This is a genomic window from Streptomyces sp. NPDC055140 (assembly GCF_053607285.1).
In genome coordinates this window covers 577,868-603,080 of sequence record NZ_JBSGTG010000002.1, presented here as the reverse complement: position 1 = coordinate 603,080, position 25,213 = coordinate 577,868, and the positions used below count along the sequence as shown (strand labels likewise).

Below are 25,213 nucleotides of genomic sequence, written 5' to 3'. Positions count from 1 at the left end.
CCCGACGAGATATCCGAGGGGCACACCGAACATCCGGCGGGCAAGCACCCGGTGGACGAGAAGCTGCCGCCGCTGAAGATGGCGACGACCGGCCTCCAGCACGTCGCCGCCATGTACGCGGGCGTCGTCGCGCCGCCCCTCATCGTGGGCGCCGCCGTGGGCCTGTCGCCCAAGGAACTCACCTTCCTGACCGGCGCCTGCCTCTTCACCGCGGGGCTCGCCACCTTCCTCCAGACCCTCGGCTTCTGGAAGATCGGCGCCCGTCTGCCGTTCGTCAACGGCGTCACCTTCGCCGGCGTCGCGCCCATGATCGCGGTCGTGAACTCGACGGACGACAAGAAGGACGCGTTGCCCGTCATCTTCGGGGCCGTGATCGTCGCCGGCGTCCTCGGTTTCATCGCCGCCCCCTTCTTCAGCAAGCTGGTGCGGTTCTTCCCGCCGGTCGTGACCGGCACGGTCATCACCCTCATCGGCGTCTCGCTGATGCCCGTCGCGTTCGGCTGGGCCCAGGGCCCCAACCCCGCGGCGAAGGACTACGGTTCGACGACCTATCTCACGCTGGCGGGCATCACCCTGGTCATCGTCCTGCTGCTGCGCAGGTTCACCACGGGCTTCGTGAAGCAGATCGCCGTACTCCTCGGCCTGGTCATCGGCACCCTCGTCGCGATTCCCTTCGGCGTCACGGACTTCAGCCCGATCGGTGACGCGGACGTCATCGGCTTCCCGACGCCGTTCCACTTCGGCGCCCCGCAGTTCGCCGCCGCGGCGATCGTCTCCCTGTGTGTCGTGATGGTCGTCTCGATGACCGAGTCCACGGCCGACATGCTGGCGCTCGGCGAGATCGTGGAGCGTCCCGCCGACGAGAAGACCATCGCGGCCGGTCTGCGGGCCGACACGCTCGGTTCGGCGCTCAGCCCGTTGTTCAACGGCTTCATGTGCAGCGCGTTCGCCCAGAACATCGGCCTCGTCGCGATGACGAAGATCCGCAGCCGGTACGTCGTCGCCACGGGCGGCGGCTTCCTCGTCCTGATGGGCCTGTGCCCGATGGCCGCCTCGCTGATCGCGGTCGTGCCCCGGCCCGTCCTCGGCGGCGCGGGGGTCGTGCTCTTCGGCTCGGTCGCGGCGAGCGGCATCCAGACCCTCGTCAAGGCGAACCTGGAGCGGGACAACAACGTTCTGATCGTGGCCGTTTCGCTGGCAGTCGGGCTCATCCCGATCGCGGCGCCGGAGTTCTACCACGCGTTCCCGGAGACCGCGAAGATCATCCTGGATTCGGGTATCTCCACGGGCTGTGTGGCCGCGGTGATCCTCAACCTGCTGTTCAACCACATCGGCCGCAGTGAGGACGCGGACGACGTGACGGCCCCGATGGAACCGGGCGGTGAGATCGCTCAGACGCGCACGGTCGCCGGGACCTCCGCCTCGGCAGGGTCTTCCGCGGCAGGGGCGCACTGACGTAACGTGCGTGACGCCGCCGACCGCATGGCGGAAGTTACTTTCCAGTTAACCCGGATTGCCGGTCCCTCGTGAGCCGCAGCGCGACGGGACCGGCCCCGGCGTCACAGCACGGAAGAAGCGCCACCCATGAATGACACCCCTGACGTGCAGGCCGTGCAGGACGAGCGCGAAGTGCCCGGCGAGCGCCACGATTCCGGCGTCTTCGACGCGCACGCCCAGTCCGAAGTGTCCGACGAGGTCGCCGTGTCCGCGGTGCATCCGTGGACGAGATCCTGCCGCCGGGCCGGATGCTGGTCGGCTGCATCCTGGCGGTCAGCCTGAACCTTCTCTTCAACCACCTGGGCAAGAAGGCGAGTTCGGCCACGCCGCCCGAACCGGCCCTCCCGCACTGACCGCTACTTCGCCTCCTTCGCCGACTTCCCGCCGGGCTCGCGCAGCGTCCGTACGAGCAGCCAGCCGAGCGCCGGCAGAACGGTCAGCGGCGCGAGCGCGGTGCGCAGGGAGGTGGCGTCCGCGAGGGCGCCGATCGCCGGGCTCGCGATGCCGCCGACGCTGACCGCAAGGCCCAGCGTGACGCCGCTCGCGGTGCCCACGCGCTTCGGCAGATAGTCCTGGCCGAGCGTGATGTGCAGCGAGAACGGCACGTACAGACCGGCCGACGTCAGCGCCACGCACACGTAGAGCGCGGGACCGGGGACGAAGACGACCCCGGCCACGGCGAGGACCGTCAGGGCGTACGACCAGCGGAGCACCGGCACGCGGCCGAAGCGGGTCGCGAGCCTGCCGCCCGCCACGGTGCCCACCGCGCCGCCGATGTAGAGCACGAACAGCGCGGCTGTCCCCGCCACCTCACCCCCGCCCGCCCGCTGGCGCGCGTACAGGGAGATGAACGCGCTCAGGCCGACGAAGACGACCGAGCGGCACATGATGGCGCCCGTCAGCTTGAGGAACGACGGCCAGTCGTCCCTGCCGTCCGCTGCGAGCGCGGGCCCGCCCGTCGCCGGGGCGGCTCTCCGGCCCGAGCGCAGGGCGGCCACGCACAGCGCCGCTCCGGCCAGGCCCGGGACGACGAGGAGCGGCGACGCGTGCAGCCCGCCGGTCGCGACAACGGCCGAGACGAGCAGGGGCGCGGTGGCGAATCCGAGATTGCCGCCCAGCGAGAACCAGCCCATCGCCGTGTGGCTGCCACGGCTCGCGACGCGGGCCACGCGCGCGGCCTCCGGATGGTAGGCGGCGACCCCGATCCCGGACACCGCGACCACCACCAGTGTGAGGGCGTACGAGTCCCCGACGCCGGCCAGCGCCACACCGGCCCCGCCCACCACGCAGCTCACCGGCAGCAGCCACGGCATCGCCCACCGGTCCGTGAGCGCTCCGAACAGGGGCTGCACCACCGACGACAGCAGGGACGCGGCCAGGACGATCCCGGAGGCGGCGGCATACGTGTAGGCCCGCTCGGAGACGAAGAACGGCACCAGAGCGGCCACCGCGCCCTGATAGACGTCCACGCACGCGTGCCCCAGGGCGAGCAGGGTGATGGGCCCGCGCCGGGAGGCCGACGGTCCGGGGACTGGTGTGGGCCCAGTCGTGGGTGCGGGGGAAACGGAGGTCCGGTTGTCTGACACCCGTCCATCCTCTTTACGGGCCACCCTGGCGCGCTTCCGATAAAGTGCCAACGTATGCCGGATATCCGCCACACCCCGCAGGCGCCCACCCGCACCCAGACGCTGGCGGCGGGCGGGCGGATCGACCCGCACCGGCACGACGAGCACCAGATCGTCTACGCGGGCTCAGGGGTCCTCGCCGTCACCACCGACGCCGGCACCTGGTTCGCGCCCGGCACCCGCGCCATCTGGGTACCGGCCGGCTGCGTCCATGCCCACCGCGCCCACGGCCACCTGGACCTCCACACGCTCGGCCTGCCCGCCCGGGTCAACCCGCTCGGCCTGGAAGCGCCCACCGTCCTGACCGTCGGCCCGCTCCTGCGCGAACTGCTCCTGGCCGCCACCCGCGGCCCCTGCGACGACAGCCCCGAGAGCAGGCGCCTGCGCGCCGTCCTCCTCGACCAGCTCCGGGCGTCCCCGCAGCAGCCCCTCCAACTCCCCGCCCCCACCGACCCGCGCCTGAAAGCGGTCTGCGACCTGCTGTACGAGGACCCGGCCGACGCCCGCCCCCTGGTCGCGCTCGGGAGGGCGTCCGGAGCCGGTGAACGTACGCTGAGCCGCCTCTTCCGCAGCGAGTTGGGGATGACCTTCCCCCAGTGGCGCACCCAGCTCCGGCTCTACCACGCGCTGCGGATGCTGGCGGAGGGCGACCCGGTCACCGCGGTCGCGCACCGCTGCGGCTGGTCCTCCACCAGCGCGTTCATCGACGTGTTCCGCCGCGCGTTCGGCTGTACGCCGGGGGAGCACAGTCGGCGATAGGGCTTCTCGTCGCGTGTCCTTCGGCTGTCCGTGGCGGGCACCGTGTCATGCGGGTGGCTGTTCGGCGTACACGAAAGCGGCGCGCCCGGCACTCGCAGGTGCCGAACGTGCCGCCCCGCAAAAGGAGTTGTCAGCCGATGTGGAAGCTGTCCCCGTACACCTTCCAGTCCAGCGGCGGGTCCAGGTCCAGGTTGCCGTTCTTCAGGAAGACGCGCTGCGCGGTGTCGACGCGGCTCGTGTCGCTGTGGGCCTCCTCCTGCTTCATGGCCCAGACCCGCGCGTCGAGGAACGCGTTCAGGTACGCGACCTCGTCGCCGCCCTGCGCCGGTGGCTTCGCCTGGGCGAGAGCGCGCTTGCGGATGTTGCGGAAGCTGGTCGCGTCGTCGCCGTCACCGTGCATCACGATGGCGTCGTAGTACGTGAACTGCCCGAGCGTGCCGATGCCGTCGGCCCTGCCCTGCGAGAGCGCCGGGTTGAAGTACACGCGGTCGCGCTCGTCGTTCTGGGCCTGCTGGAACGCGGAGTCCTCGGCCGCCTTCTCCCAGTCGCGCCGGTAGTAGGGGTCGAGGCCGTCGTGCGAGTCGGTGCCGTCCACGTCGCGCAGGGCGGGCAGGTACTTCGCCAGGACGTTGCCGGGCTTGCGCTGGGTGTAGAGCTCTACGAGGTCGAGCATGTCGCCGGTGCCGGAGCAGAAGCCGATGATCCCGGCGGTGTAGCCGCGGCCGTCGCCGATGTCCTCGATGTAGCCGTACTGGGCCTTCCAGTCGAGCGAGGAGTTCTCCGCGCTCGACACCAGTTTCATGGCGATCTCCTTCTTCGCCGGGTCGTCGAGCCCGCCCGCGGAGACGGGTGTGGCCGTCGCGAGCTGGGTCGTGAGGAGCGGGGCCGCCACGACCGAGGCACCGATCAGGGCGAGCAGGGTGCGACGCGACGTGCGTATGTGGGGGGTGTGCACGGGACCTCCATGGGGGAGCTCGTTCTTCCGCGAACTGTTAGGAAGGTTTCCTACCAGAGATTGGGAGTGACGTATACCCGTCAAGCGGAAGGGAGTTGAGGGCCCGGGACGGGGGTTGCTGTGCTCGCGCAGGTGTTCCTGCACGTGAACGGCGGTCTTCTATGTGGCGGGGAGAGGGTGAGGCGCCGGGTGGGGTCAGTGGCCCGGGCCGCAGGGGCGCGTGGCCGGGAGGCGTCCGGAGACGAACGCCGTCGGCGGTACGCCGAACAGCGCGTGGAACTCCGCCGTCATGTGCGACTGATCGTAGTAACCGGTGGCGTGCGCGAGCCCCGCCCACCGCGGGTTCCCCTCGGTGCCCGCCCCGGCGAGCACCTGGCGCACCCGGTCGATCCGCGCGAAATGCTTGGGGGACAGGCCGACGCCGTCCGCGAAGAGATTGCGCAACTGGCGCTCGCTCACGGCGAGTTGCCGGGCCACCTCCGTGACCGTCCCCGGCCGGTCACGCCCCGGGGCCGTCGACAGTGCCTCGACCGCCGCCCGCACCAGGCCGTCGCGGGCACGTTCGCCCCGGTCGCGGGGGGTGAGACCGTCCGGCAGAAGCTCCGCCATGCGCGCGAGCACGGCGTCCGGGTCCGGAGCGGGCCCGAGGGCGGCGAGTCCGCGCGCGAGCCGCCGGCCCGCCTCGCCCGGCAGCGACTCCAACGGCTCGGCGCGGCCCACGAGTTCGCGCACGGGCACCCCGAGCAGCGGGCGCGCGGCCCCGGGCCGGAACCGCAGCTGCAGACACATCGGGAGCCGTTTTTCCTCGTAGTACGACGCCTTGGTGCGCGGCCCGATGGCGACCACGTCGGTGCCGCCGTCCGGCAGCACACGGAACACGAGCCGCGTCGCCGCGTCAGGGACGTGGGTGATCGACCCGGTGTCCCCCTGACCGAAGTCCGGGGAGTCGACGGCGTTGATCGAGTCGATCTCGGTGATCCAGGGCCGCAGTGCCTCGGGCGGCGCGACAGGGGTGCCGTAGCGCCCGGGGGTGCTGTTGGGCCCGGGGGTGCTGTGGCTCCCGGGGGTGCCGGAGTGGTCCGGCGTCCCCGCCTGTTCAGCCGTCCTGTCCCGCAGCGTGGTCACTCCTCCACGTTAACCGGGGGGTGTGCCGTCCGGGGGCCACCGGCTGTGCCGGAATTTCCTAGCTGCGGCGGCCCGTTGACCGGCAGCGTTGAAGCCATGATCCTCATCACCGGTGCCACCGGCACCATCGGCAGTGAAGTGACCCGTCTCCTTGCCGCGCGCGGCGTCCCGCACCGCGCCCTGACCCGTGATCCGGCCCGCGCCGCCTTCGGACCCGCCACCGAGGTCGTCCGCGGGGACCTCGACGACCCCGGGACCCTCGACGCGGCGGTGGCCGGCGTCACGGCCGTCTTCATGGTGACCCTCCCCGGCTCGGGCTCCGGGCCCGGCGTCCAGGACAAGGCCCTGCTGGACGCGGCCGTGGCGGCGGGCGTGCGCAGGGTCGTGAAACTCTCGGCGATCGGCACGGGTGAGCCGGGCGCCGGAGGCTTCGGCATGTGGCACGTCCCGGGTGAAGAGGCGCTCCGGGCGGGCGACTTGGAGTGGACGGTGCTGCGCCCCACGACCTTCGCGTCGAACTTCCTGTGGTCGGCGCCGGAGATCCGCGCGGGGCGGCCCGTCCCCAACCAGTTCGGGGACGGCGCCCAGGGCGTGATCGACCCGCGCGACATCGCCGAAGCGGCCGTGGAGACCCTCCTCGCCGACGGGCACAGCGGCCGCGTCTACACCCTCACCGGGCCCGAACTCCTCACCGTGCCCGACCAGGCGGCCGCCGTCGCTGCGGCGGCCGGCCGGCCCGTCGAGACCGTCGAACTGCCCCTGGAGTCCGCCCGCGAGTACGTGCTCGCCGCGGGCATCGCCGAGGAGTCCGTGGACAGCGTCCTCGAAGGGTTCGCCTATGTCCGAGCCGGACACAACGCGATCGTCACGGACGACGTCGAAAGCATCCTCGGACGCCCGCCCCGCACCTTCGCCATGTGGGCCGAGGAGCACAAGGGGGCGTTCGTGTAGGGCTGTTGGGTGGGAGGTCCTCCCCGGGAAGTGTGTGGTCCTTCCGGAATCAGAGGCCGAAGGCGCGTGGATCCGACGCGAGTGCCCGGAAGTACTCGCGCGGATCCGGCACGAGCCTGCGCTCCTTGAGGTCGATCAGGCCTCCCACCCCGGTCAGTTCCGCCGCGAGCGTGCCGTCGGTCTTGCGCACCGACTGCTCGATCCGGAACGTCTTGCCCTCCGTCCACACGAACGCGCAGCTCACGTCCACGTCGTCGCCCGCGCGCAGCTCGCGGCGGTAGCGGATGGTCGTCTCCAGGGTGACCGGGCCGACCCCCTTCGCCAGCAGGTCGGCCTGCCGGATCCCGCCGTGCTGGAGCAGCACCCATCGCGCGTGCTCCGCGTACTGCAGGTACACGCTCTGATTGAGGTGCCCCTGCGAGTCGGTCTCGTACCCGCGCACTTGAATGTGCACGGTGAACGGCTCGGCCACGATTTTCCCTTCGCCGGCTACTAGGTCTGCTGCTTCGGCTGGTGCTCGATCGTCATGATCTTCTCGGTGACGCCAGCAAGTACCGGCCCCCGGTGCGGGGTTCCGCGTGCTCGCTGACCTGCCACCCCGCCCGCTCCAACGCGGCGGCGCAGCCCGTGATTCCGTCCGGCCCACGCCCCCTCACGGCCACGGCCTCCGGCTGTGGTGTGCCGCCGACCCTATAGCCGTCCCCGGTCGTACCCTCCGCCGGTGGGCAGCCCGCCGCCTCCAGGGCGAGGGCCGCCGCCTGCACCAGATGCGCGCGCTCCCAGGCACACGGCCGGTCGGTGGCGCCGTCCGGATTGGTCATGCGGCGCATCTCCACGAGCCCCTGCCAGGCGCTGCGCACCTCGCGCGCCCGCGCCGGACCGCGAGGACCCGGCGCCTCTCCGCCCACCCGCGCCGCGAACGGGCCGCCGCCCGAAGCGTCCGGCGGCGGGGGCTGCCCGGCGCGCTCCGGTTCGTCCCCCGCCTCCCGTATGTGGTGTCCGGCCGGTGTCAGGAAGTGGTCGTGCGGCGGGCGCGGGTGCCGGAACGCGAGCTTCATCAGGACGAGGCGCGCGAGCTGGGCGTCGCCGCCCTTCAGCCGCCCGGTGACCGGGTCGGCCTCCTCGACGATGCGCCGCTGCGCGGCGGACAGCGGCCTGGTCATGACGCCACCCCCTGATTCCGTCCCTCGGCCGTACGTGCTCCGTACGTTCCGATGGTGCAGCAAGGGTCTGACAACGGCCGGTCCGACGGCGTATCAGGGCCGCAGGTTCCACCCGGCGACGACCGGGCGGCCGTGCTCCGTGCTCAGCCTGCTGACCGTGCCCGTCGCCAGCAGGAAGTGCGCGCCGTCCGCCGGGGTCAGGCCGAGCCTGCGCGCGGTGAGGACCCGCGAAAAGTGACCGTGGCCGACGAGGACGACGCTGCCCTCGTTCTCCGCGAGCGCGGCGTCCACCTTCGCGAGCATGCGGTCGGCCCGAGCCCCCACTTCTTCGGGGCTCTCGCCGGGGTGCTCCGGAGGTCCGGGCGCGACCCCGTCCGTGAAGAGGAACCAGTTGGGCCGGGTGCGCTGGATCTCGAGAGTCGTGACGCCCTCGTAGGCGCCGTAGTCCCACTCGCACAGGTCGGCGTCGACCCGTACGTTCCCGAGACCGAGGAGCTTCGCGGTCTCGTGGGCCCGCACCATCGGGCTCGAGAAGACGGCCCCGACGTGATAGCTGCCGACGAACGGGGCGAGCCTGCGCGCCTGCTCGCGGCCGTTCTCCGTCAGCGGGACGTCGGTCCAGCTCGTGTGCTGCCCGGACAGGGCCCACTCGGTCTCGCCGTGCCGGACCAGCAGCAGGTCACCCATGCGACTGTCCTGTTCTCTCCGAGGCTGCCGTCGGGCGGGCCCGGCGATCTTGCACGGGCCCGTCGTTCGAACCGTACACGCGGTACGGGAGGGACGCCCGGTCTTGATTGTCAGACCCCGCCCGTAAGGTCGTAGACGTCGCCGGTCCCGCCGGACGAGGGCGACGAGGGCCACACCGACCAGGGCGAACGCATGCAGCACCGATCAGGGAAAGGAGCCCGGCCATGACGGAGCAGACCGACCACAGGGGCATCACCGCCGCCGCGGCCGCCGTGTTCCTTCCCGCGCCCCTGCCGCGCGAGAGCACGGTCGCGTTCTGGCACCCGGACGGCACGGACCTGCCCGGCGCCACCCCGCTCACGGTGGTCCGGCCGCACGGCGCGGGCGCCCGCACCCGGACCGTGCCCGCCGTCCGGCTGCCCGTCACCGACGCACTGCCCCTGCTCGTGCGGGCCCGGCACACCCCCGGCGCCCACCCCGCAGCGGCCTGCTGGGGCGCCGCCGCCCTGCACGCCCTGCACCTCGTGGGCCGCGGCCGCCTCCTGCCCGGCCTCACCGCCTCCGATCACGACGCGTGGCGCGCGGGCCCGCTCGACGCGGACGACATCGCACAGCTGCGCGCCATCGCCGCCGCCATGCCGTACGAGGCCCATGCCGCGCCGGTGGAGGGCTCCAAGCCGCTGCGGCTGCCCGAGCCCGAAGCTCTCGTGCGCGCGTTCCTCGACGCTGTCGCCGACTCCCTGCCGCGCAGCCCCGCCGCCCCCTTCGCGGCCGGGGCGCCCTTCGCCTCCTTCGCGCCGCAGCACCTGCCCCGCGCGCGTGCCTGGGCGGTCGAGGCAGCCGCCGGCATGGACGCGGGCGTGCGGGTCTCCCTGCGCCTCGACCTGTCGAACTTCACCCTCTTCGACACGGACGACGCCCCCGACCCCGCCGACACATCTGCCGGTGAGGACGGCCCGGGAAGAGCCGGTACCGAGGAGCGGCGGCGGGCCGGGGCCGCGCTCGTCCAGGTGCACAGCCTCGCCGACCCCACCCAGGTCGTCGACGCGGCGCGGCTCTGGGCCGGCGACGGTGAGGCGCACTTCGGGCCGCGCGCCAGGATCGACGCCGTCCTCGCCCTGCGCCGCGCCGCCCGTGTCTGGCCCCCGCTCGGCCGCGTCCTGGAGCGCGACGTGCCCGACGTCCTCGCGCTCTCCGAGGGCGAGCTCCTCGACCTCTTGGGCCCGGCCGCGGCCCGCCTCGCGGACGCGGGCGTCGAGGTCCACTGGCCCAGGGACCTGGCCCGCGCCCTCACCGCCACCGCCGTGGTGCGCGCCGCCGCGCCCGGCTCCGCCACCGACGGCACCCCGTTCTTCGACGGGGAGGAACTCCTCAAGTTCAACTGGCAGTTGGCGCTCGACGGCGACCCGCTCACCGAGCGTGAGATGGACGAACTCGCCGAGTCCCACCGGCCCGTCGTCCGGCTGCGTGACCAGTGGGTCGTCGTCGACCCCGACCTCGTACGCAAGGCCCGCAAACGCGAACTGGGGCTGCTCCAGCCCGTCGACGCCCTCGCCGTGGCCCTCACCGGCGAGGCAGAGATCGACGGCGAGCGCGTCGAGGCCGTCCCCACCGGAGTCCTCGCCCACCTGCGCGACCGCCTCGTCGAAGGCCCCTCGGCCGCCACCCAGCCCGAGGGCCTGCACGCCACGCTCCGCGACTACCAGCTGCGCGGCCTCGCCTGGCTCGACCTCATGACCTCCCTCGGCCTCGGCGGCTGCCTCGCCGACGACATGGGTCTCGGCAAGACGATCACCCTCATCGCGCTCCACCTGCGCAGGAACAAGGCGGCGCCCACGCTCGTCGTCTGCCCGGCGTCCCTCCTCGGGAACTGGCAGCGGGAGATCACCCGCTTCGCCCCCGGAGTCTCCGTCCGCCGCTTCCACGGCACCGACCGCACCCTCGACGGCCTGGACGGCGGCTTCGTGCTCACCACGTACGGCACCCTGCGCACCCGCGCCGCCGAACTGGCAGGGCACACCTGGGGCATGGTCGTCGCCGACGAGGCGCAGCACATCAAGAACCCCTTCTCCGCCACCGCCAAGGCGCTGCGCACGATCCCGTCGCCCGCCCGCGTCGCCCTCACCGGCACGCCCGTGGAGAACAACCTCTCCGAGCTGTGGGCCCTGCTCGACTGGACGACCCCCGGGCTGCTCGGCCCGCTCAAGTCCTTCCGCGCACGGCACGCGCGCGCCGTGGAGACCGGTGAGGACGCCGAGGCCGTCGAGCGCCTGGCCCGCCTCGTGCGGCCGTTCCTGCTCCGCCGCAAGAAGTCCGACCCCGGCATCGTTCCCGAGCTGCCGCCCAAGACCGAGTCGGACCACCCGGCCCCCCTCACCCGCGAACAGGCATCGCTCTACGAGGCGGTCGTCCGCGAGGCGATGGCCGAGATCGAGGCCGCCGAAGGCATCGCCCGCCGCGGCCTGATCATGAAACTCCTGACGTCGCTCAAGCAGATCTGCAACCACCCGGCGCAGTTCCTGAAGGAGGCGGACGGCCCGCGCGCCCGTCTCACCGGCCGCTCAGGCAAGCTCGCCCTGCTCGACGAACTCCTCGACACGATCCTCGCGGAGGACGGCTCCGTCCTCGTCTTCACGCAGTACGTGTCCATGGCCCGCCTCCTCGCGACCCACCTCGCCGCCCGCGCGATCCCCTCCCAACTCCTGCACGGCGGAACCCCCGTGGCCGAACGCGAGCGCATGGTCGACCGCTTCCAGTCCGGCGAGGTCCCCGTCTTCCTGCTCTCCCTGAAGGCCGCCGGCACCGGCCTGAACCTCACGCGCGCGGGCCACGTCGTCCACTTCGACCGCTGGTGGAACCCGGCCGTCGAGGAGCAGGCCACCGACCGCGCCTACCGCATCGGCCAGACCCAGCCCGTCCAGGTCCACCGCCTCATCACCGAGGGCACCGTCGAGGACCGCATCGCCGAGATGCTCGCCGCCAAGAAGGCACTCGCAGACGCCGTGCTCGGCTCCGGCGAAGCCGCCCTGACCGAGCTGACCGACCGGGAACTCGCCGACCTCGTCTCCCTCAGGAGGACGGCATGACCCCCCACACGCCGGGCCGCGCCGGCGCGCACGCCCAGGCCCGAGCCCGCGTCGACGACCGCCGCCGCACCTTCCCGCCCCTGCCGCCCCGCACCCGCACGGCCGACGACTTCGCGCTGACCTGGTGGGGGAACGCGTGGGTGGACGCCCTCGTGGACACGGCGCTCGACACGGCCCGCCTCAACCGCGGCCGCGCCTACGCCGACCGAGGACACGTCGACGCCATCACCGCGACCCCCGGCCGTGTCATGGCCTACGTCCACGGCTCACGCCCCCGGCCGTACCGCACGGAGATCCGTCTGCGCACCCTCCACGACGACGACTGGGAGCGCATCCTCGACACGGCGGCAGCCCGCCCCGACCACATGGCCGCGCTCCTCGACAAGGACGTGCCGCACGCGCTGGCCGCGGTCGCCGACCTCCTGCCCGCCGCCGGTGACCTGATCCCCGACTGCTCCTGCCCGGACAACGGTCACCCCTGCAAGCACGCGGCCGCGCTCTGCTACCAGACGGCACGACTGCTCGACGAGGACCCGTTCGTCCTGTTCCTGCTGCGCGGCCGCGGCGAACAGGAGCTCCTCGCCGACCTGACCCGGCGCAACGCGGCGCGTGCCGCGGACGAGCGCTCCGCCACGGCCCCCGCACTGCCCTCGGTCGAGGCCCGCGAAGCCCTCGCCCCGCGCACCCTGCCGCTGCTGCCCCCGCCGTTCCCGGCGCCCGCGCACCCGGGCCGCCCGCCCGTCTACCCGCACGCGTCCGGCGCCCCTGACCCGCTCGCCCTCGACCTCCTCGCCACGGAGGCCGCGGCCCGCGCCCACACGTTCCTCACCCGGGGCATCGACCCGATCGCCGGACTCACCCCCTGGCAGGACGCGGTCCGGCTCGCCGCCGCCCACCCCGGCTCCGGCCTCGCGGCGTCCACGCGCGCGCTGTACAAGTCTCTCGCCCAGGGCACCGGACGCACGGCCACCGACCTGGCCCGCGCCGTCGCCGCCTGGCGCCAGGGCGGACTCGCGGGCCTGGACGTCCTCGAAGGGGAGTGGGACCCGCCGGCCGGTCCCTTCGACCGCGCCCGCCCGGCCCTCATCGCAGCGGACTTCCCTCACTTCCGCCCCCACCGCAACAGGCTCTCGACCGACAACCTCCAGCTCCGCCTCGGCCGCGAAGGCCTCTGGTACGGCTACGAGTCGGACCCCGGCCGCGAGGACTGGTGGCCGAGAGGCACCCCCGACACGGACCCGGTCGGCGCCCTCACCGCACTGCTCGGCCGCTGACGGGCCGGGCCGGCGGCGGCCGAGTGCGTCGCTTCACAACGCCTCGGCCCATCGCGTCAGCGTCATGAAGTCCCTCTCGCGCAGCCCGTGGCGCGGGTGGATGCGCAGAAGCAGGGCCGGGGCGTCGTGGTGCGCCGTCACATGGCGGGAGTCCAGGTCCGTGATCATGTCGTCGACCCAGGCGAAGGACCGCCCGGCCGCCCAGTCGAGCAGCGGGCGAGTCTTCCAGTAGAGGCCGTCGGGATCCCGGGCGAACAGCTCGGGCCACTCGATCACGGGCAGCGCGGCGGGCAGTCCGATCGCCGGGCCGATCATCTCGTTCGCCTCGTGCATCCACGTGGTCGCCCAGGCCAGTTCGAAGGGCAGCCCGACCAGGCGCCGGCCGTGGGACGGGTTGAGCACGACCCGTAACCCGCGACGGTGGCGTCGGGAGCCGGGCGTCTGGCGCGAGAGCCAGTTCGCCGGGTGGAAGCGGTGAGCGGCGTATCCGCGCAGGCGGGGTAGGCGGGCGGCGTACGGGTTGAGGGGCCCGTCGACGTCGAGGAGGAGCAGCGGCCTGTCTGTCATGCAGAGGTGTTGCCCACCGAGGACGGTGATCGCTCATGGCGGCGGCGGACACAGGGTCAGCGCACGCTCGGGGCCGCCGACTCGATGAACCTCGTCAGGGCGTCCTTGCACCGCCGCGACCGCCGGTCCCGGTCCTCCTCGTCCACCGACTCGTGCAGACAGTTCGCCAACTCGAAGGCAGACTCCGCGAGTTGACGCGTGTCCGCCTGGTCGCACACCAACTGGAGCCGCGCCAGCGCCTGCCGCGCGCTGATCCGCGCCTCGTACGACGCGAAGCGGGCGTCCTCCGCCTGCGAAGAACCCGGCACCTCCTGCGCCCGGAACCACCGGTCGTTCTGACTGCGCCGGTAGTCGAACAAGGCCCCGGCGAACGCGCTGTAACTGGAGATCCGCTCCTGACGGAGCTGTTCGGCACGGGCGAGCCCGGCGACCCGCTCCGTGGACCGCGCCTGGAAGAAGTGGGTGACGACGGAACCGAGCAGGGTGCCGAGCACGGCTATCAGCGCCGCATCCATGGTGAGTTGCTCCTCGTGGGCCGGGGAAAAACCATTCGATTCGGAGTGCGGTGCCTGACTACCTTTCTCGCGTGGCAACGAAACTCAATCAGATCATCGCAGTCGAGAAAGGCGTCAAGTCCAAGGCACACCAGGACCTGACGGCGGCCCATCACGGGCTTCAGAAGCCGGCGCTCCTGGCCGGGATCTCGCGTACCTACCAGCCCAAGGACGAGGAGGGCGAGCAGCTGCCGCCCGAGTCGACGCGGGTCCAGGTGAAGGCCGAGCACGTGCTGCGGGACACCGCGAAGACGCTCACCCGGCTGTTCGATGTGACCGCCACCAAGGACTGGGCGAACTGCGAGGCGCGCGCCGATGTCACCGTGGACGGACGGGCCGTCCTGAGCCAGGTGCCGGTCGCGTATCTGCTCTTCCTGGAGAAGCAGCTCGTCGACCTCAACACCTTCGTACGCAAGCTGCCCGTGCTCGACGCCTCCGAGTCGTGGACGCAGGACCCGTCGACCGACGACTGGAAGACGGAGCCGGTGCGGACGCTGCGCACCAAGAAGGTGCCGCGCAACCACGTGAAGGCCGAGGCGACCGAGAAGCACCCGGCGCAGGTCGAGGTGTACTACGAGGACGTGCCCGTCGGGTACTGGACGACCGTGAAGTTCTCCGGCGCGCTGCCCGCGCGCAGGGTGAACGAGCTGCTCGAGCGGATCGAGAGGCTCCAGCAGGCCGTCAAGTTCGCCCGCGAGGAGGCGAACGCGGCGGAGGTGTCCGACCAGCGGGCGGGTGACCCCGTGTTCAGCTATCTGTTCGGCTGATCCAGGGGCACATTCAAGACTCCCCGGGCGCCGCTGAGCCGGCGGCCGGGGTGCGCGAGGAGCGCAAAGCTGAAGCTGAAGCTTGTCGTGACGGTGCGGTCCGCACAGCACACGCGGACCGCCATCAATCTCAGACTCTTGCTCCAGACTCAGTATTCGCCGCTCATCGCCGAATCGATCGGACCCGGGCCCCAGGCCCCGAATTGCCGGTTCGAATCCGGCCCGCCCAGCTCGATGGGCGGTAGTCCAAAGGCAGGACGCAGGGCATTGACACTGACCCGGGTCCTCAAGCGTGTCGGCGTGTGATGTGAGTGGCATTCATGGGGTCCGGGGGCCGGCTACGCCCTCGGACCCGCTCCATGTCCGGCACCCAACGAGACTCCCCGCCCCGCGAAGAACGTCTCGAACGTTCCCGACGGCAGTTCCGCGCAACGGGTTTCGGGGCTGATCCCCGACGGGTTGTGGAAGTGGAAGCGGTCACCGTCGCGGGCGGTGAGCAGGACCAGGTGCCCGCCCCGACCGGGCGCGGGCCGTTCCGGGCGGCGGACCCCGTAGTGGACCGAGGCCATGACCGTACGGCCCTGATCGAGCAGCGCGGCGATCTCGTCGACCGTCAGTGTGCGGTGGACGGTCGCGTCCAGGCCGAGTTCCTCGCGGGCGTACTCGGCGAACGGGGCGTAGATCAGACCGTGGATGTCGCCCTCCGCATCCACGGTGTACGCGCCGTACTTGAGCGCTCCGTCCCGCAGGTCGAACAGGCTGGGCGCGTCCGGGCCGAGCGTCATGCGCAGGCAGGTCAGGCCGCACAGATGGCCGCACCACAGGGCGTAGTCCTCCACCGTGGCCGCGCCCGAGGTCTCCCAGGCGGGGTCGTCGGCGCGGTCGTGGCCGCCCTCCACGATCGCCTCGACGAGCTCGGGCGAGGCGAACTGCGTCAGGCTCGGCAGGGCGCAGGTGGTGCAGAACGTCACTGGCGGTACCCACTCAGGAAGCGGCCGATCCGGCTGATCGCGGCGTCTAGATCGTCAGCGTACGGGAGGGTGAGGATGCGGAAGTGGTCCGGGCGCGGCCAGTTGAAGCCGGTGCCCTGGACGACCTGGATCTTCTCGCGCAGCAGCAGGTCGAGGACGAACTTCTCGTCGTCGACGATGGGGTGGACCTTGGGGTCGATGCGCGGGAACGCGTACAGGGCGCCCTTGGGCTTCACGCAGGAGACGCCCGGGATCTCGTTGAGCTTCTCCCAGGCCTTGTCGCGCTGTTCGAGGAGGCGGCCGCCCGGCGCGGTCAGTTCGCGGATGGACTGGCGGCCGCCGAGCGCGGCCTGGATCGCGTACTGGGCGGGGGCGTTGGCGCACAGCCGCATGGAGGCGAGCATCGTCAGGCCCTCCAGATAGTTGCGGGCGTGCTGCTGCGGTCCCGTGACGACCAGCCAGCCGGAGCGGAAACCCGCGACGCGGTACGTCTTGGAGAGCCCGCAGAAGGTGAGGACGACCAGGTCGGGGGCGAGGGCGGCGGCGCTGTGGTGGACCGCGTCGTCGTACAGGATCTGGTCGTAGATCTCGTCGGCGAGCACCATCAGGCCGTGCCGGCGGGCGAGGTCGAGGATGCCCTCGATGATCTCCTTCGGATAGACGGCGCCCGTGGGGTTGTTGGGGTTGATGATGACGACGGCCTTGGTGCGGTCGGTGATCTTCGCGGCCATGTCGTCGAGGTCGGGGTACCAGTCGGCCGACTCGTCGCAGACGTAGTGCACGGCCTTGCCGCCGGAGAGCGTCGTGACGGCTGTCCACAGCGGGAAGTCCGGGGCGGGGATGAGGACTTCGTCGCCGTCCTCCAGGAGCGCCTGTACGGCCATGGAGACCAGCTCGGACACGCCGTTGCCGAGGAAGACGTCGTCGACGCCGACCTCGAGGCCGAGCCTCTGGTAGCGCTGTGCGACGGCGCGGCGGGCGGACAGGACGCCCCGTGAGTCGGTGTAGCCATGAGCCTGGGGGAGCATCCGGATCATGTCCTGGACGATCTCCTCGGGCGCCTCGAAGCCGAAGAGCGCGGGGTTGCCGGTGTTGAGGCGCAGGACGCTGTGGCCCGCCTCCTCAAGGGCGTTGGCGTGCTCGATCACCGGGCCGCGGATCTCGTAGCAGACCTCGCTGAGCTTGCTCGACTGCCGGAACTCCATGTGGTGCCCTCCCGGACTGCCCGTGACGTGTGTGACTTGGTTTTACCAAGTGACTGCTTGGAAAGTCCAACAAGTTGCATAGACTGCGAGCCATGCCACGCCGAAGCTACGACCAGTACTGCGCCGCCGCCCGCGCCCTCGACGCCGTCGGGGACCGCTGGACGCTCCTGATCGTCCGTGAGCTCCTCGCGGGGCCGCGCCGCTACACCGATCTGCACGCCGACCTGCCCGGCGTCAGCACGGACGTACTCGCCTCGCGCCTGAAGGACATGGAGCGCGAGGGCGTCGCGGAGCGCCGCAGGCTGCCCGCGCCGGTCTCGGCATACGTCTATGAACTGACCTCGCGGGGGCGGAAGTTGCTGCCGGTGCTCCAGGCGCTGGGGGAGTGGGGCGCACCCGCCCTGGACGAGCGCAGGCCCACGGACGCGGTGCGCGCGCACTGGTTCGCCCTGCCGCTCCTGAGTCATCTGGAGCGGCTCGGCGGCGAGGGCGTGGTGGAAGTGCGCCTGGACGAGGGGGAGTTCCATGTGCGGGTCGGCGGCTCGGGCGCGGACGGGCCTGTCTACGGCGAGGGGCCCGTGGCCGGTGAGCCCGACGCGCGGCTCGTCCTAGGCACGGAGACCTGCGTCGCCGTGGTGCGGGGCGAGCTGACGCTGGAGGAGGCGGCACGCGCCGGCCAGGTCGCCGTGTCTGGGGACGGCGCCCTGGCAAAGGCGCTGCGGGTGGCGTGACGCAGTGGCCAACTCACCCGTGGCGCCCGGCACGTGACGTGCGCGGGCGCCATGGGCGGGGGTGTCACATGCCCGGCGGTACCCGGGACGGGCGGCCCGTGCCGCGCGTCAGGGCGTAGCCGCCGATACCGGCGAGCGCCGCCAGGATGCCGCCCGCCGCCGTCCAGGCCCAGCGGTCGGACCACCAGCCGGAGGACCAGCCGTCCTCGGGCTCGCCCGTCGCGAGCGCCTGGCCGGCCTGCGAGCCGTTCTCCACGTCGGAGGAGTCGTCGGAGGCGGCAGCGGCCTCCTTCGTCGTCGAGCCCGGCACGAGCGGGGCCGCCAGCGAGCCGTCCACCGCCGAGGAGCCGCCGACCTCCTTGGAGGTCACCTCGATCTCGGCCGAGACGGGCAGCCCCTGGTCCGAGGGCGTCAGCGTGGCCGCCGTGAGCCGGACGTAGTAGGTGCCGGGCAGCGGGTCGTTGGCCCACTGCTCCGACCAGGCCCGCACCGTGCGCAGCGTGCAGGACAGGTCGACCGACGACGCATCCTGCGCCGCCGCCCTCGACTGCGTCCCGTACATGCAGGACTGGCGGCGCCTCAGCCCGTCGTACACGTCGATCCGCCACGTCGCGCCCGAGGGCCGCGCGGCCGAGTCCGGCAGCTTCACCGTCGCCTTGACCGTGGGCCGCTGCCCGGCGTCCGCCGGGAACGACCAGTACAGGTAGTCGCCCGTGGAGGCGCCCGCGGTGGCCCGCCGGCCCTGCTCCACCTCCTGCGCGGTACGGAACGACGTGCCCGCCTCGGTGGGGGCCTTGTTGTCACCGGAGGTACCGGAGTCGCCGGAGCCGGCGAACGCCGTACCGGCCCCGAGCAGTGCGGTCAGGGCGCTCGCGCCGAGGAGTCCCGCCGTCGCCAACATCTTGGTCGTACGCATCAGTTGGTCCTCCAGACCGCGAACCGCCAGCGCGAGATCCAGCCCCACAGCACACCCGCGGCGAAGCCGGTGAGCACCAGGGCGCCGAGCAGCCACCAGCCGCGGCCGAGGCCGAACGCGGCCACGTCGGACGCGGCGCTCGGCGCGTCCACGAGGTCGACGGTCAGCTCGACCGGGAGGCCCGGCGTCGTCTTGACCGACGCGGGGGCCGAGTAGGAGTTCGACACCTGGAGGCACACGGTCTCGGCCGCCGCCTCGTCGTCCTGCTCGGGCTTCGGGTAGCGCAGACCCGTGGAGATGACGTCCGTACGCCCGTCGCCCGCCTCCGAGCCCCGGACGATCTCACGGCCGTGCTCGGTGACCGCGCGCAGCAGCACGCCGTAGTCCTTGTTGACGGCGCGGTCCGCGGCGACGCTCACCGAGGCGCGCAGCTCCTGCCCGGGGGCGACGGCCACGCGGTAGAAGCGGTGCTCCCCGAACGTCTCGCGGTCCGTGTACAGACCGGGCTTGATCTCCGGCGCGCCGGTGCACTCCTCGGCGCCCTCGACGGCCACGGGGTTGACCACGGGGTCGGCGGCCCGGTCCACCAACTGGCCTACGCGGTCGGTGAGTTCATCGGTGTGCCGCACGGAGGTGTACGTGCCGCCGGTGGCCTCGGCGATGCAGCTGAGCTGGTCACGCGTCTTGGCGTCCGGGACCAGGCCGAGCGTGTCGATGGTGAGGTTGATGCCCTTGGCGGCGATGTCGCGCGCGACCTCGCACGGGTCGAGCGGCTGGCAGGTGTCCTCACCGTCGCTGATGAGGACGATGCGGCGCGATCCGTCGCCGCCGTTCAGGTCGTCGGCCGCCTTCAGGAGCGCGGGGCCGATCGGCGTCCAGCCGGTCGGTGAGAGGGTGGCGACGGCGGTCTTCGCCTCGGTGCGGTCGAGCGGCCCGACCGGGTAGAGCTGCGCGGTGTCCTTGCAGCCCACCTTCCGGTCCTCGCCACGGTAGTTGGCGCCGAGCGTGCGGATGCCGAGCTCGACCTCCTTCGGCGTCGCGTCGAGCACCTCGTTGAACGCCTGCTTCGCGGCGGCCATCCGGGACCCGCCGTCGATGTCGCGCGCCCGCATGGAACCGCTCACGTCGAGCACGAGCTCGACCTTGGGGGCGGCCGTGGGCTGCCCGTCAGGGTTGTCCGCCGCGGAGGCGCCGACGGGCGTCAGCCCCATGGTCAGGGCGGCGAACAGGACACAGGTTCCCGCCGCCAGCCGTTTTCTTATGATCATCGCCGGATCTTATGGATCAACGTACGCGCACAACAAAACGAGTGCTCAGCGGGGATGCGGGCCGGTGCCGGAATCCAGCTGTTTCCCGCCGAACACCCCGGTTCCGTCCGCCTGTGCCCACCATGCCTCGAGTCCGGCCTGGTCCAACTCCCGCCAGTCCGGGGTCTCCTGCACCAGCGCCCGGCCCAGGCTCCGCCCGAGCCCGACCAGCGCACCGCCGGCCGCCGTGCGGGAGTCGTCGTACGCGGCGAGCGCCGCGTCGAAGTCCGACGCGGAGCGGAACGCGGATTCGAGGGCGGCGCCGTCCTGGAGGGCCTTCACCGCGCCCGCCCCGGTGTGCGGGCGCGCGACCGTCGCCGCGTCCCCGGCCAGCATGAACCGGCCCGTCGCGTACCGCGGGGCCGTGAAGTCGTACATGGGCTGGAGCGCGAGCTCGTCCGGGGCGGTGAGGCGGACCAGGTCGCCCCAGTACGGCGGCAGCAACTCCTGTGCCACATGAGCGAGATGTGAGCGCAGCGCGTCGGTGAGGGTGCCGGGCGGCAGGCTCGTCGGCAGGTCGACGCGCAGCGCCGCGTCGACGCCCGGCGGCGGCGCCGTGTAGAGAACCCAGTTCACGCGGTGGCCGCCGGCCGGGCCGCCGTCCGGGATCCGGTAGACGATGAGGTGCCCGCCGGGGAACACGACGTACGCGCAGTCCTCCTCGGCCCACAGCCCGGGCTCGGCGAGGCGCTGCGCGGGGAACGCGCCCCGCCACGCCAGATAGCCCGCGTACCTCGGCTGTACGTCGGGGAACGCGCAGGCCCTGACCGCCGAGCGGTAGCCGTCCGCGCCGATGACGAGGCCGAACTCCTCGGCGCCGCCGGCCGCGCAGTGCACGCGGGCCCCGCCCGCCGTCGCCTCGACCCGAGCCACCGCCGCACCCGTACGGAACTCGACGCCCGCCGGCACCGCCCGGCGCAGCTCGCGCCAGAGCGGTCCCCAGTTGTACGTACGGAACGGGAACGGCATGGTGGCGATCTCGCGGCCGAGCACTGTGTCCCTCGCGGACCCGCCGTCCCCGGCGCGCACGTACCAGCGGCGGCGCACCAGGCCCACCCACGGCATGCCCGCGTCCATGTACCCGGCCGACTCCAGCTCGGCGTACCGCGCGTCGTGCACCGCGAGCCCCACGCCGCGTTCCGCGAGGGAGCCCGCGGCCCGCTCGTACACGACGATCTCGTCCGCGCCCCCGCGATGGGCCGCGAGAGCCGCCGCGCATCCCGCGATGCTCCCGCCCACGACCGCGACCCGGCCACCGTTCACCATGCGTACCCGTCCCCGTCCTCGGTCCCGCGCAAGGGAGATCGCGCAAGGAGATCTCCGCAGCCGGGACGACGGTACCGGCAGTCGCCGGGCGCCGCGCGGACCCGGAGCCCGGACGGTGCGATTCCGGCCACCCCCGGCCGTGGGCGCCGCCGGTTAGGCTGGCCGGTGTGCTGCGAGAAGTGACGGCTGTCCGGTATCTGACCCCCCTGCGGACCGGCGGCTCCGTGCCGGGGGTCGTCGAGGCCGACGACCTGGGGACCTACGTCGTGAAGTTCACCGGCTCCGCGCAGGGCCGCAAGGCACTCGTCGCGGAGATCGTCGTCGGCGAGCTCGCGCGCCGCCTCGGCCTGCGCTTCCCCGAGCTGGTCCTCACGCACTTCGACCCCGAGGTGGCCGCCCACGAGCCGCACCAGGAGGTCCAGGACCTGCTGCGCGCGAGCGACGGGCTCAACCTCGGGATGGACTTCCTGCCGGGCGCGAAGGACTTCACGCCCGAGGTCGCCGCCGTCTTCACGGTCGACCCGCTGGAGGCCGGGAAGATCGTGTGGCTCGACGCCCTCACGGTCAACGTGGACCGTACGATCCACAGTTCGAACCTGATGATCTGGCCCACCTTCGGCATCCAGGAGCCGAAGCTGTGGCTGATCGACCACGGCGCGGCCCTGATCTTCCACCATCGCTGGGACGCGTCCGTGCCCGACAAGGCGTACGACTTCCGCCATCACGCCCTCGGCGCCTACGGGCCCGACACGGCGGCCGCCGACGCGGAGCTGGCCCCCCTCGTCACCGAGGAGATGCTCCGCGAGATCACCGCCCTCGTCCCCGACGCGTGGCTGACCGACGAGCCGGGCTTCACCTCGCCGGACGAGGTCCGCGAGGCATACGTCTCCTACCTCGCGGCCCGCGCCCGTACGTCGGCCGCCTGGCTGCCCACGGACTTCCCGTCGCGCGACCAGCTGGCGGCCGCCGACGCGCGCCGCGCCGCCGACACGGAGAAGGGACGCCCCGACTGGCTCAAGCGCGTCCCAGACCTGCACGGCAAACCGGCCGCCGAACAGGACTGGTCCGTCCACCTCGGTCACAAGGGCTGACCCCGGACACGACCGAACCCCCGGCGCTGTGCGGTGCCGAGGGCTCGGGTGGTGCGGGGCAGGACTCAGCCGGCGAGCTGCTCGTACGCGGGCAGCGTCAGGAAGTCCGCGTAGTCCGCGTCCAGGGAGACCTGGAGGAGGAGGTCGTGGGCCTGCTGCCACTTGCCGGCCGCGAAGGCCTCCTCGCCGATCTCGGCCTTGATGTTCGCGAGCTCCTGGGCCGCGACCTCACGCGCCAGGTCGGCCGTGACGGTCGTGCCGGAGTGCTCGCCGCCCTCGAAGACGACACCGGCGTTGATCCACTGCCAGATCTGCGAGCGGGAGATCTCGGCGGTGGCCGCGTCCTCCATCAGGTTGAAGATGGCGACGGCGCCGAGGCCGCGCAGCCACGCCTCGATGTAGCGGATGCCGACCTGGACGGCGTTGACCAGGCCGTCGTAGGTGGGCCTGGCGTCGAGGGAGTCGATCGCGATCAGGTCGCCGGGCGCGACGGACACGTCCTCGCGCAGGCGCTCCTTCTGGTTCGGCTTGTCGCCGAGGACCGCGTCGAAGGACGCCATCGCGATCGGGACCAGGTCGGGGTGGGCGACCCACGAGCCGTCGAAGCCGTCGCCGGCCTCGCGGTCCTTGTCGTTCTTGACCTTCTCGAACGCGACCTTGTTGACCTCGGCGTCGCGGCGCGACGGGATGAACGCCGCCATGCCGCCGATCGCGTGCGCACCCCGCTTGTGGCAGGTGCGGACGAGGAGTTCGGTGTAGGCGCGCATGAACGGGGCCGTCATCGTGACCAGGTTGCGGTCCGGCAGGACGAACTTGGCGCCGCCGTCACGGAAGTTCTTGACGATGGAGAACAGGTAGTCCCAGCGGCCCGCGTTCAGGCCGGCGGCGTGGTCGCGGAGCTCGTAGAGGATCTCGTCCATCTCGTACGCGGCCGTGATCGTCTCGATCAGGACGGTCGCGCGGACGGTGCCCTGCGGGATCCCGACGTAGTCCTGCGCGAAGACGAAGATCTCGTTCCAGAGGCGGGCCTCCAGGTGCGACTCCGTCTTCGGGAGGTAGAAGTACGGGCCCTTGCCGAGCTCGATCAGGCGCTTGGCGTTGTGGAAGAAGTACAGGCCGAAGTCGACGAGCGCGCCGGGAACGGGGCGGCCGGCCTCGTCCTTCAGGTGACGCTCGTCCAGGTGCCAGCCGCGCGGGCGCATCACGACGGTCGCGAGCTCGTCGTTGCCCTTGAGGGCGTACGACTTGCCGGTGCGCTCGTCCGTGAAGTCGATGTTGCGCGTGTAGGCGTCGACCAGATTGACCTGGCCCAGGACGACGTTCTCCCAGGTGGGGGCGGAGGCGTCCTCGAAGTCCGCGAGCCAGACCTTGGCGCCCGAGTTGAGGGCGTTGATGGTCATCTTGCGGTCGGTGGGACCGGTGATCTCGACGCGGCGGTCGTTCAGCGCGGCCGGGGCGGGCGCGACGCGCCAGGTGGTGTCCTCGCGGATATGAGCGGTCTCCGGGAGGAAGTCGAGCGTGGAGGTGCGGGCGATCTCGGCGCGACGCTCCGCGCGGCGGGTGAGGAGCTCGTCACGCCGGGGCGTGAACAGCCGGTGCAGCTCGGCCACGAAGGCGAGGGCCGCGTCCGTGAGCACCTCTTCCTGCCTGGGCAGGGGCTCTGCGTCGACGATGGCCAGCGGGGACGGCGCTGGTGCGGACATGAGCTGTCACTTCCTTCAGCGAACGGGCGCGGGCGGCACCGAGTGCCGTGGGCGCCGGAATACGACTACGGACCCCGCGCGGGGGGACCGGCCCTTCTGAGCAGTGGATACTAGTTTCCTCATTGTGGAAGTTCAATGGTTTGTTGATGTCGAGATTCTCCGGGTCGACATAACGTGGCGCTCGGTGCCAGGCTCCTCACGCCCCGTTCATGCCCCTCACTCAAGGTGCTTCAGGTCGGCCTCGGTGTCGATGTCGTAGTCATCGGCCACATCGCCGCACTCCACGAGCGTGAGCTCCGAAGCGTGCTCCTTCAGGTACGCCCGCGCCCCGCGGTCTCCGGCCGCGCTCGCCACGATCCCCGGCCAGTGCTCCGCCCCGAACAGGACCGGATGCCCGCGTTCCCCGTCGTACGCGGCCGCCGCGAGCGACCCCGCCGACCGGTACGCGGCCCGGACCCGAGCCACCGCAGGCGCCCCGATGCCCGGTTGGTCCACAAGGAGTACGAGCGCGCTCGACGTCCCCGTACCGGCGAGCGAGCCGAGGCCCGCCCGCAGCGACGACCCCATGCCCTCCTCCCACGCCGGGTTCTCCACGAGCACGCACCCCGTGAGGTCCGCCCGCGCCCGTACGTCGTCGGCGGCCGCGCCGAGCACGACGTGGACGCGCTCGCAGCCGCCCGCGCGCAGCACCGCCACCGCGTGCTCCACCAGGGGACGCCCGCGGTGCGTCAGGAGCGCCTTCGGCTGCCCGCCGAGCCTGCGCCCGCCGCCCGCCGCGAGCAGCAGTCCCGTCACCGGAGCGTCATCCGTTGCGTGTGTCATGAAGCCTGGATACCTCACCGAGCGCCCCGCGCGCCGACCGCCGGGACACTCGTGAGGCCGGAATTCGGTCGGCACGGTGGCGGGCGCGGCAGAAAGTGGCGTTTACTGGCCGGCGACCCCGATGCGGCGAGTCCGGCCAACGCCCCGCCGGGGCCGCGGAAGGCGTACGGCGTGCGGAACGCGCACGTCTG

25 protein-coding genes are annotated in these 25,213 nt (G+C 72.2%); 9 read left to right on the top strand and 16 right to left on the bottom strand.

Annotation, left to right across the window (positions count from 1 at the left end; translation table 11 throughout):
• Positions 1-78: 78 nt before the first annotated feature.
• Complete coding sequence (locus tag ACWFR4_RS06560; RefSeq protein WP_453651423.1) at positions 79-1,455, top strand: nucleobase:cation symporter-2 family protein; 1,377 nt, start codon at positions 79-81, stop codon at positions 1,453-1,455.
• Between the two features lie 48 nt (positions 1,456-1,503).
• Here the strand turns inward: ACWFR4_RS06560 and ACWFR4_RS06555 are convergent, their stop codons facing one another.
• The gene (locus ACWFR4_RS06555; protein WP_453651160.1) at positions 1,504-1,716 is read right to left on the bottom strand and encodes a hypothetical protein; all 213 of its coding nucleotides are present in this window, start codon (positions 1,714-1,716) and stop codon (positions 1,504-1,506) included.
• A gap of 2 nt (positions 1,717-1,718) precedes the next feature.
• Here ACWFR4_RS06555 and ACWFR4_RS06550 point away from each other — a divergent pair, with 2 nt between their 5' ends.
• Positions 1,719-1,850, top strand: coding sequence for a hypothetical protein (locus ACWFR4_RS06550; RefSeq protein ID WP_453651158.1), 132 nt, complete (start codon positions 1,719-1,721; stop codon positions 1,848-1,850).
• 3 nt (positions 1,851-1,853) lie between these two features.
• On the opposite strand, the gene ACWFR4_RS06545 is transcribed toward ACWFR4_RS06550, so the two are convergent.
• A complete protein-coding gene (locus ACWFR4_RS06545; RefSeq protein ID WP_453651421.1) occupies positions 1,854-2,996 on the bottom strand; it encodes an MFS transporter in 1,143 nt (380 codons plus the stop codon).
• 141 nt (positions 2,997-3,137) lie between these two features.
• On the opposite strand from ACWFR4_RS06545, the gene ACWFR4_RS06540 reads away from it, so the two are divergent.
• Positions 3,138-3,881 carry an AraC family transcriptional regulator gene (locus ACWFR4_RS06540; protein ID WP_453651156.1) on the top strand — a complete coding sequence of 248 codons (744 nt, stop codon included), beginning with the start codon at positions 3,138-3,140 and terminating at the stop codon, positions 3,879-3,881.
• Positions 3,882-4,011: 130 nt separating this feature from the next.
• Here the strand turns inward: ACWFR4_RS06540 and ACWFR4_RS06535 are convergent, their stop codons facing one another.
• Entirely contained in the window at positions 4,012-4,836 is an 825-nt protein-coding gene (locus ACWFR4_RS06535) for a chitosanase (RefSeq protein ID WP_453651154.1), read from the bottom strand.
• Positions 4,837-5,031: 195 nt separating this feature from the next.
• The gene (locus ACWFR4_RS06530; protein ID WP_453463329.1) at positions 5,032-5,961 is read right to left on the bottom strand and encodes a helix-turn-helix domain-containing protein; all 930 of its coding nucleotides are present in this window, start codon (positions 5,959-5,961) and stop codon (positions 5,032-5,034) included.
• Between the two features lie 96 nt (positions 5,962-6,057).
• Here ACWFR4_RS06530 and ACWFR4_RS06525 point away from each other — a divergent pair, with 96 nt between their 5' ends.
• A complete protein-coding gene (locus ACWFR4_RS06525) occupies positions 6,058-6,912 on the top strand; it encodes an SDR family oxidoreductase (protein ID WP_453463332.1) in 855 nt (284 codons plus the stop codon).
• 49 nt (positions 6,913-6,961) lie between these two features.
• Here the strand turns inward: ACWFR4_RS06525 and ACWFR4_RS06520 are convergent, their stop codons facing one another.
• The 3 genes from ACWFR4_RS06520 to ACWFR4_RS06510 all read right to left on the bottom strand — a co-directional run bounded on the left by ACWFR4_RS06520 (position 6,962) and on the right by ACWFR4_RS06510 (position 8,762).
• Positions 6,962-7,384, bottom strand: a complete 423-nt coding sequence (locus tag ACWFR4_RS06520; RefSeq protein WP_453651152.1) for an acyl-CoA thioesterase — start codon at positions 7,382-7,384, stop codon at positions 6,962-6,964.
• Positions 7,385-7,436: 52 nt separating this feature from the next.
• Positions 7,437-8,075: a hypothetical protein gene (locus ACWFR4_RS06515; RefSeq protein ID WP_453651150.1), complete on the bottom strand. Its 639-nt coding sequence runs from the start codon at positions 8,073-8,075 to the stop codon at positions 7,437-7,439.
• A gap of 93 nt (positions 8,076-8,168) precedes the next feature.
• Positions 8,169-8,762 (bottom strand): histidine phosphatase family protein, encoded by a 594-nt coding sequence (locus ACWFR4_RS06510; RefSeq protein WP_453463340.1) that lies wholly within the window; start codon positions 8,760-8,762, stop codon positions 8,169-8,171.
• A 224-nt stretch (positions 8,763-8,986) separates the two neighbouring features.
• Here ACWFR4_RS06510 and ACWFR4_RS06505 point away from each other — a divergent pair, with 224 nt between their 5' ends.
• Positions 8,987-11,848 carry a DEAD/DEAH box helicase gene (locus ACWFR4_RS06505; RefSeq protein WP_453651149.1) on the top strand — a complete coding sequence of 954 codons (2,862 nt, stop codon included), beginning with the start codon at positions 8,987-8,989 and terminating at the stop codon, positions 11,846-11,848.
• Positions 11,845-13,122, top strand: coding sequence for an SWIM zinc finger family protein (locus ACWFR4_RS06500; RefSeq protein ID WP_453651147.1), 1,278 nt, complete (start codon positions 11,845-11,847; stop codon positions 13,120-13,122). The genes ACWFR4_RS06505 and ACWFR4_RS06500 overlap by 4 nt, the downstream gene beginning before the upstream one ends.
• A 33-nt stretch (positions 13,123-13,155) precedes the next feature.
• Here the strand turns inward: ACWFR4_RS06500 and ACWFR4_RS06495 are convergent, their stop codons facing one another.
• Entirely contained in the window at positions 13,156-13,689 is a 534-nt protein-coding gene (locus ACWFR4_RS06495) for a hypothetical protein (RefSeq protein ID WP_453463347.1), read from the bottom strand.
• Between the two features lie 56 nt (positions 13,690-13,745).
• On the bottom strand, positions 13,746-14,204 hold the full coding sequence (locus ACWFR4_RS06490; RefSeq protein WP_453651145.1) for a hypothetical protein: 459 nt from the start codon (positions 14,202-14,204) through the stop codon (positions 13,746-13,748).
• 71 nt (positions 14,205-14,275) lie between these two features.
• Between ACWFR4_RS06490 and ACWFR4_RS06485 the strand changes: the two genes are divergently transcribed.
• Positions 14,276-15,010 (top strand): DUF7873 family protein, encoded by a 735-nt coding sequence (locus ACWFR4_RS06485; RefSeq protein ID WP_453463350.1) that lies wholly within the window; start codon positions 14,276-14,278, stop codon positions 15,008-15,010.
• A 338-nt stretch (positions 15,011-15,348) separates the two neighbouring features.
• On the opposite strand, the gene ACWFR4_RS06480 is transcribed toward ACWFR4_RS06485, so the two are convergent.
• A complete protein-coding gene (locus tag ACWFR4_RS06480) occupies positions 15,349-15,981 on the bottom strand; it encodes a peptidase (RefSeq protein ID WP_453651143.1) in 633 nt (210 codons plus the stop codon).
• Positions 15,978-17,186, bottom strand: coding sequence for a pyridoxal phosphate-dependent aminotransferase (locus ACWFR4_RS06475; RefSeq protein WP_453463354.1), 1,209 nt, complete (start codon positions 17,184-17,186; stop codon positions 15,978-15,980). Before ACWFR4_RS06475 ends, ACWFR4_RS06480 begins: the two co-directional genes overlap by 4 nt.
• Before the next feature lie 92 nt (positions 17,187-17,278).
• Here ACWFR4_RS06475 and ACWFR4_RS06470 point away from each other — a divergent pair, with 92 nt between their 5' ends.
• On the top strand, positions 17,279-17,917 hold the full coding sequence (locus ACWFR4_RS06470) for a winged helix-turn-helix transcriptional regulator (RefSeq protein WP_453651141.1): 639 nt from the start codon (positions 17,279-17,281) through the stop codon (positions 17,915-17,917).
• 64 nt (positions 17,918-17,981) lie between these two features.
• Here ACWFR4_RS06470 and ACWFR4_RS06465 read toward each other — a convergent pair whose 3' ends face one another.
• From ACWFR4_RS06465 to ACWFR4_RS06455, 3 genes are read right to left on the bottom strand one after another with little or no spacing between them, the layout of a single operon-like run.
• A complete protein-coding gene (locus tag ACWFR4_RS06465) occupies positions 17,982-18,833 on the bottom strand; it encodes a hypothetical protein (RefSeq protein ID WP_453651139.1) in 852 nt (283 codons plus the stop codon).
• Positions 18,833-20,101, bottom strand: coding sequence for a VWA domain-containing protein (locus ACWFR4_RS06460; RefSeq protein ID WP_453463363.1), 1,269 nt, complete (start codon positions 20,099-20,101; stop codon positions 18,833-18,835). The genes ACWFR4_RS06465 and ACWFR4_RS06460 overlap by 1 nt, the downstream gene beginning before the upstream one ends.
• A 45-nt stretch (positions 20,102-20,146) precedes the next feature.
• Positions 20,147-21,406, bottom strand: a complete 1,260-nt coding sequence (locus ACWFR4_RS06455) for an FAD-dependent monooxygenase (protein ID WP_453651137.1) — start codon at positions 21,404-21,406, stop codon at positions 20,147-20,149.
• Between the two features lie 167 nt (positions 21,407-21,573).
• On the opposite strand from ACWFR4_RS06455, the gene ACWFR4_RS06450 reads away from it, so the two are divergent.
• Entirely contained in the window at positions 21,574-22,497 is a 924-nt protein-coding gene (locus tag ACWFR4_RS06450; RefSeq protein WP_453463369.1) for a HipA family kinase, read from the top strand.
• A gap of 65 nt (positions 22,498-22,562) precedes the next feature.
• Here ACWFR4_RS06450 and aceB read toward each other — a convergent pair whose 3' ends face one another.
• On the bottom strand, positions 22,563-24,200 hold the full coding sequence (gene aceB / locus ACWFR4_RS06445) for a malate synthase A (RefSeq protein WP_453463371.1): 1,638 nt from the start codon (positions 24,198-24,200) through the stop codon (positions 22,563-22,565).
• Between the two features lie 216 nt (positions 24,201-24,416).
• The gene (locus ACWFR4_RS06440; RefSeq protein ID WP_453651135.1) at positions 24,417-25,022 is read right to left on the bottom strand and encodes a nucleotidyltransferase family protein; all 606 of its coding nucleotides are present in this window, start codon (positions 25,020-25,022) and stop codon (positions 24,417-24,419) included.
• Between the last annotated feature and the right edge of the window lie 191 nt (positions 25,023-25,213).

Bases quoted from the DNA above. Each gene is read 5' to 3' on its own strand.
- ACWFR4_RS06490 (WP_453651145.1), bottom strand. From the start codon at position 14,204: ATGGATGCGGCGCTGATAGCCGTGCTCGGCACCCTGCTCGGTTCCGTC.
- ACWFR4_RS06505 (WP_453651149.1), top strand. From the start codon at position 8,987: ATGACGGAGCAGACCGACCACAGGGGCATCACCGCCGCCGCGGCCGCC.
- ACWFR4_RS06500 (WP_453651147.1), top strand. From the start codon at position 11,845: ATGACCCCCCACACGCCGGGCCGCGCCGGCGCGCACGCCCAGGCCCGA.
- ACWFR4_RS06460 (WP_453463363.1), bottom strand. From the start codon at position 20,101: ATGATCATAAGAAAACGGCTGGCGGCGGGAACCTGTGTCCTGTTCGCC.
- ACWFR4_RS06555 (WP_453651160.1), bottom strand. From the start codon at position 1,716: ATGCACCGCGGACACGGCGACCTCGTCGGACACTTCGGACTGGGCGTG.
- ACWFR4_RS06540 (WP_453651156.1), top strand. From the start codon at position 3,138: ATGCCGGATATCCGCCACACCCCGCAGGCGCCCACCCGCACCCAGACG.
- ACWFR4_RS06515 (WP_453651150.1), bottom strand. From the start codon at position 8,075: ATGACCAGGCCGCTGTCCGCCGCGCAGCGGCGCATCGTCGAGGAGGCC.
- ACWFR4_RS06440 (WP_453651135.1), bottom strand. From the start codon at position 25,022: ATGACACACGCAACGGATGACGCTCCGGTGACGGGACTGCTGCTCGCG.
- ACWFR4_RS06475 (WP_453463354.1), bottom strand. From the start codon at position 17,186: ATGGAGTTCCGGCAGTCGAGCAAGCTCAGCGAGGTCTGCTACGAGATC.
- ACWFR4_RS06465 (WP_453651139.1), bottom strand. From the start codon at position 18,833: ATGCGTACGACCAAGATGTTGGCGACGGCGGGACTCCTCGGCGCGAGC.
- aceB (WP_453463371.1), bottom strand. From the start codon at position 24,200: ATGTCCGCACCAGCGCCGTCCCCGCTGGCCATCGTCGACGCAGAGCCC.
- ACWFR4_RS06560 (WP_453651423.1), top strand. From the start codon at position 79: ATGGCGACGACCGGCCTCCAGCACGTCGCCGCCATGTACGCGGGCGTC.
- ACWFR4_RS06495 (WP_453463347.1), bottom strand. From the start codon at position 13,689: ATGACAGACAGGCCGCTGCTCCTCCTCGACGTCGACGGGCCCCTCAAC.
- ACWFR4_RS06455 (WP_453651137.1), bottom strand. From the start codon at position 21,406: ATGGTGAACGGTGGCCGGGTCGCGGTCGTGGGCGGGAGCATCGCGGGA.
- ACWFR4_RS06470 (WP_453651141.1), top strand. From the start codon at position 17,279: ATGCCACGCCGAAGCTACGACCAGTACTGCGCCGCCGCCCGCGCCCTC.
- ACWFR4_RS06510 (WP_453463340.1), bottom strand. From the start codon at position 8,762: ATGGGTGACCTGCTGCTGGTCCGGCACGGCGAGACCGAGTGGGCCCTG.
- ACWFR4_RS06525 (WP_453463332.1), top strand. From the start codon at position 6,058: ATGATCCTCATCACCGGTGCCACCGGCACCATCGGCAGTGAAGTGACC.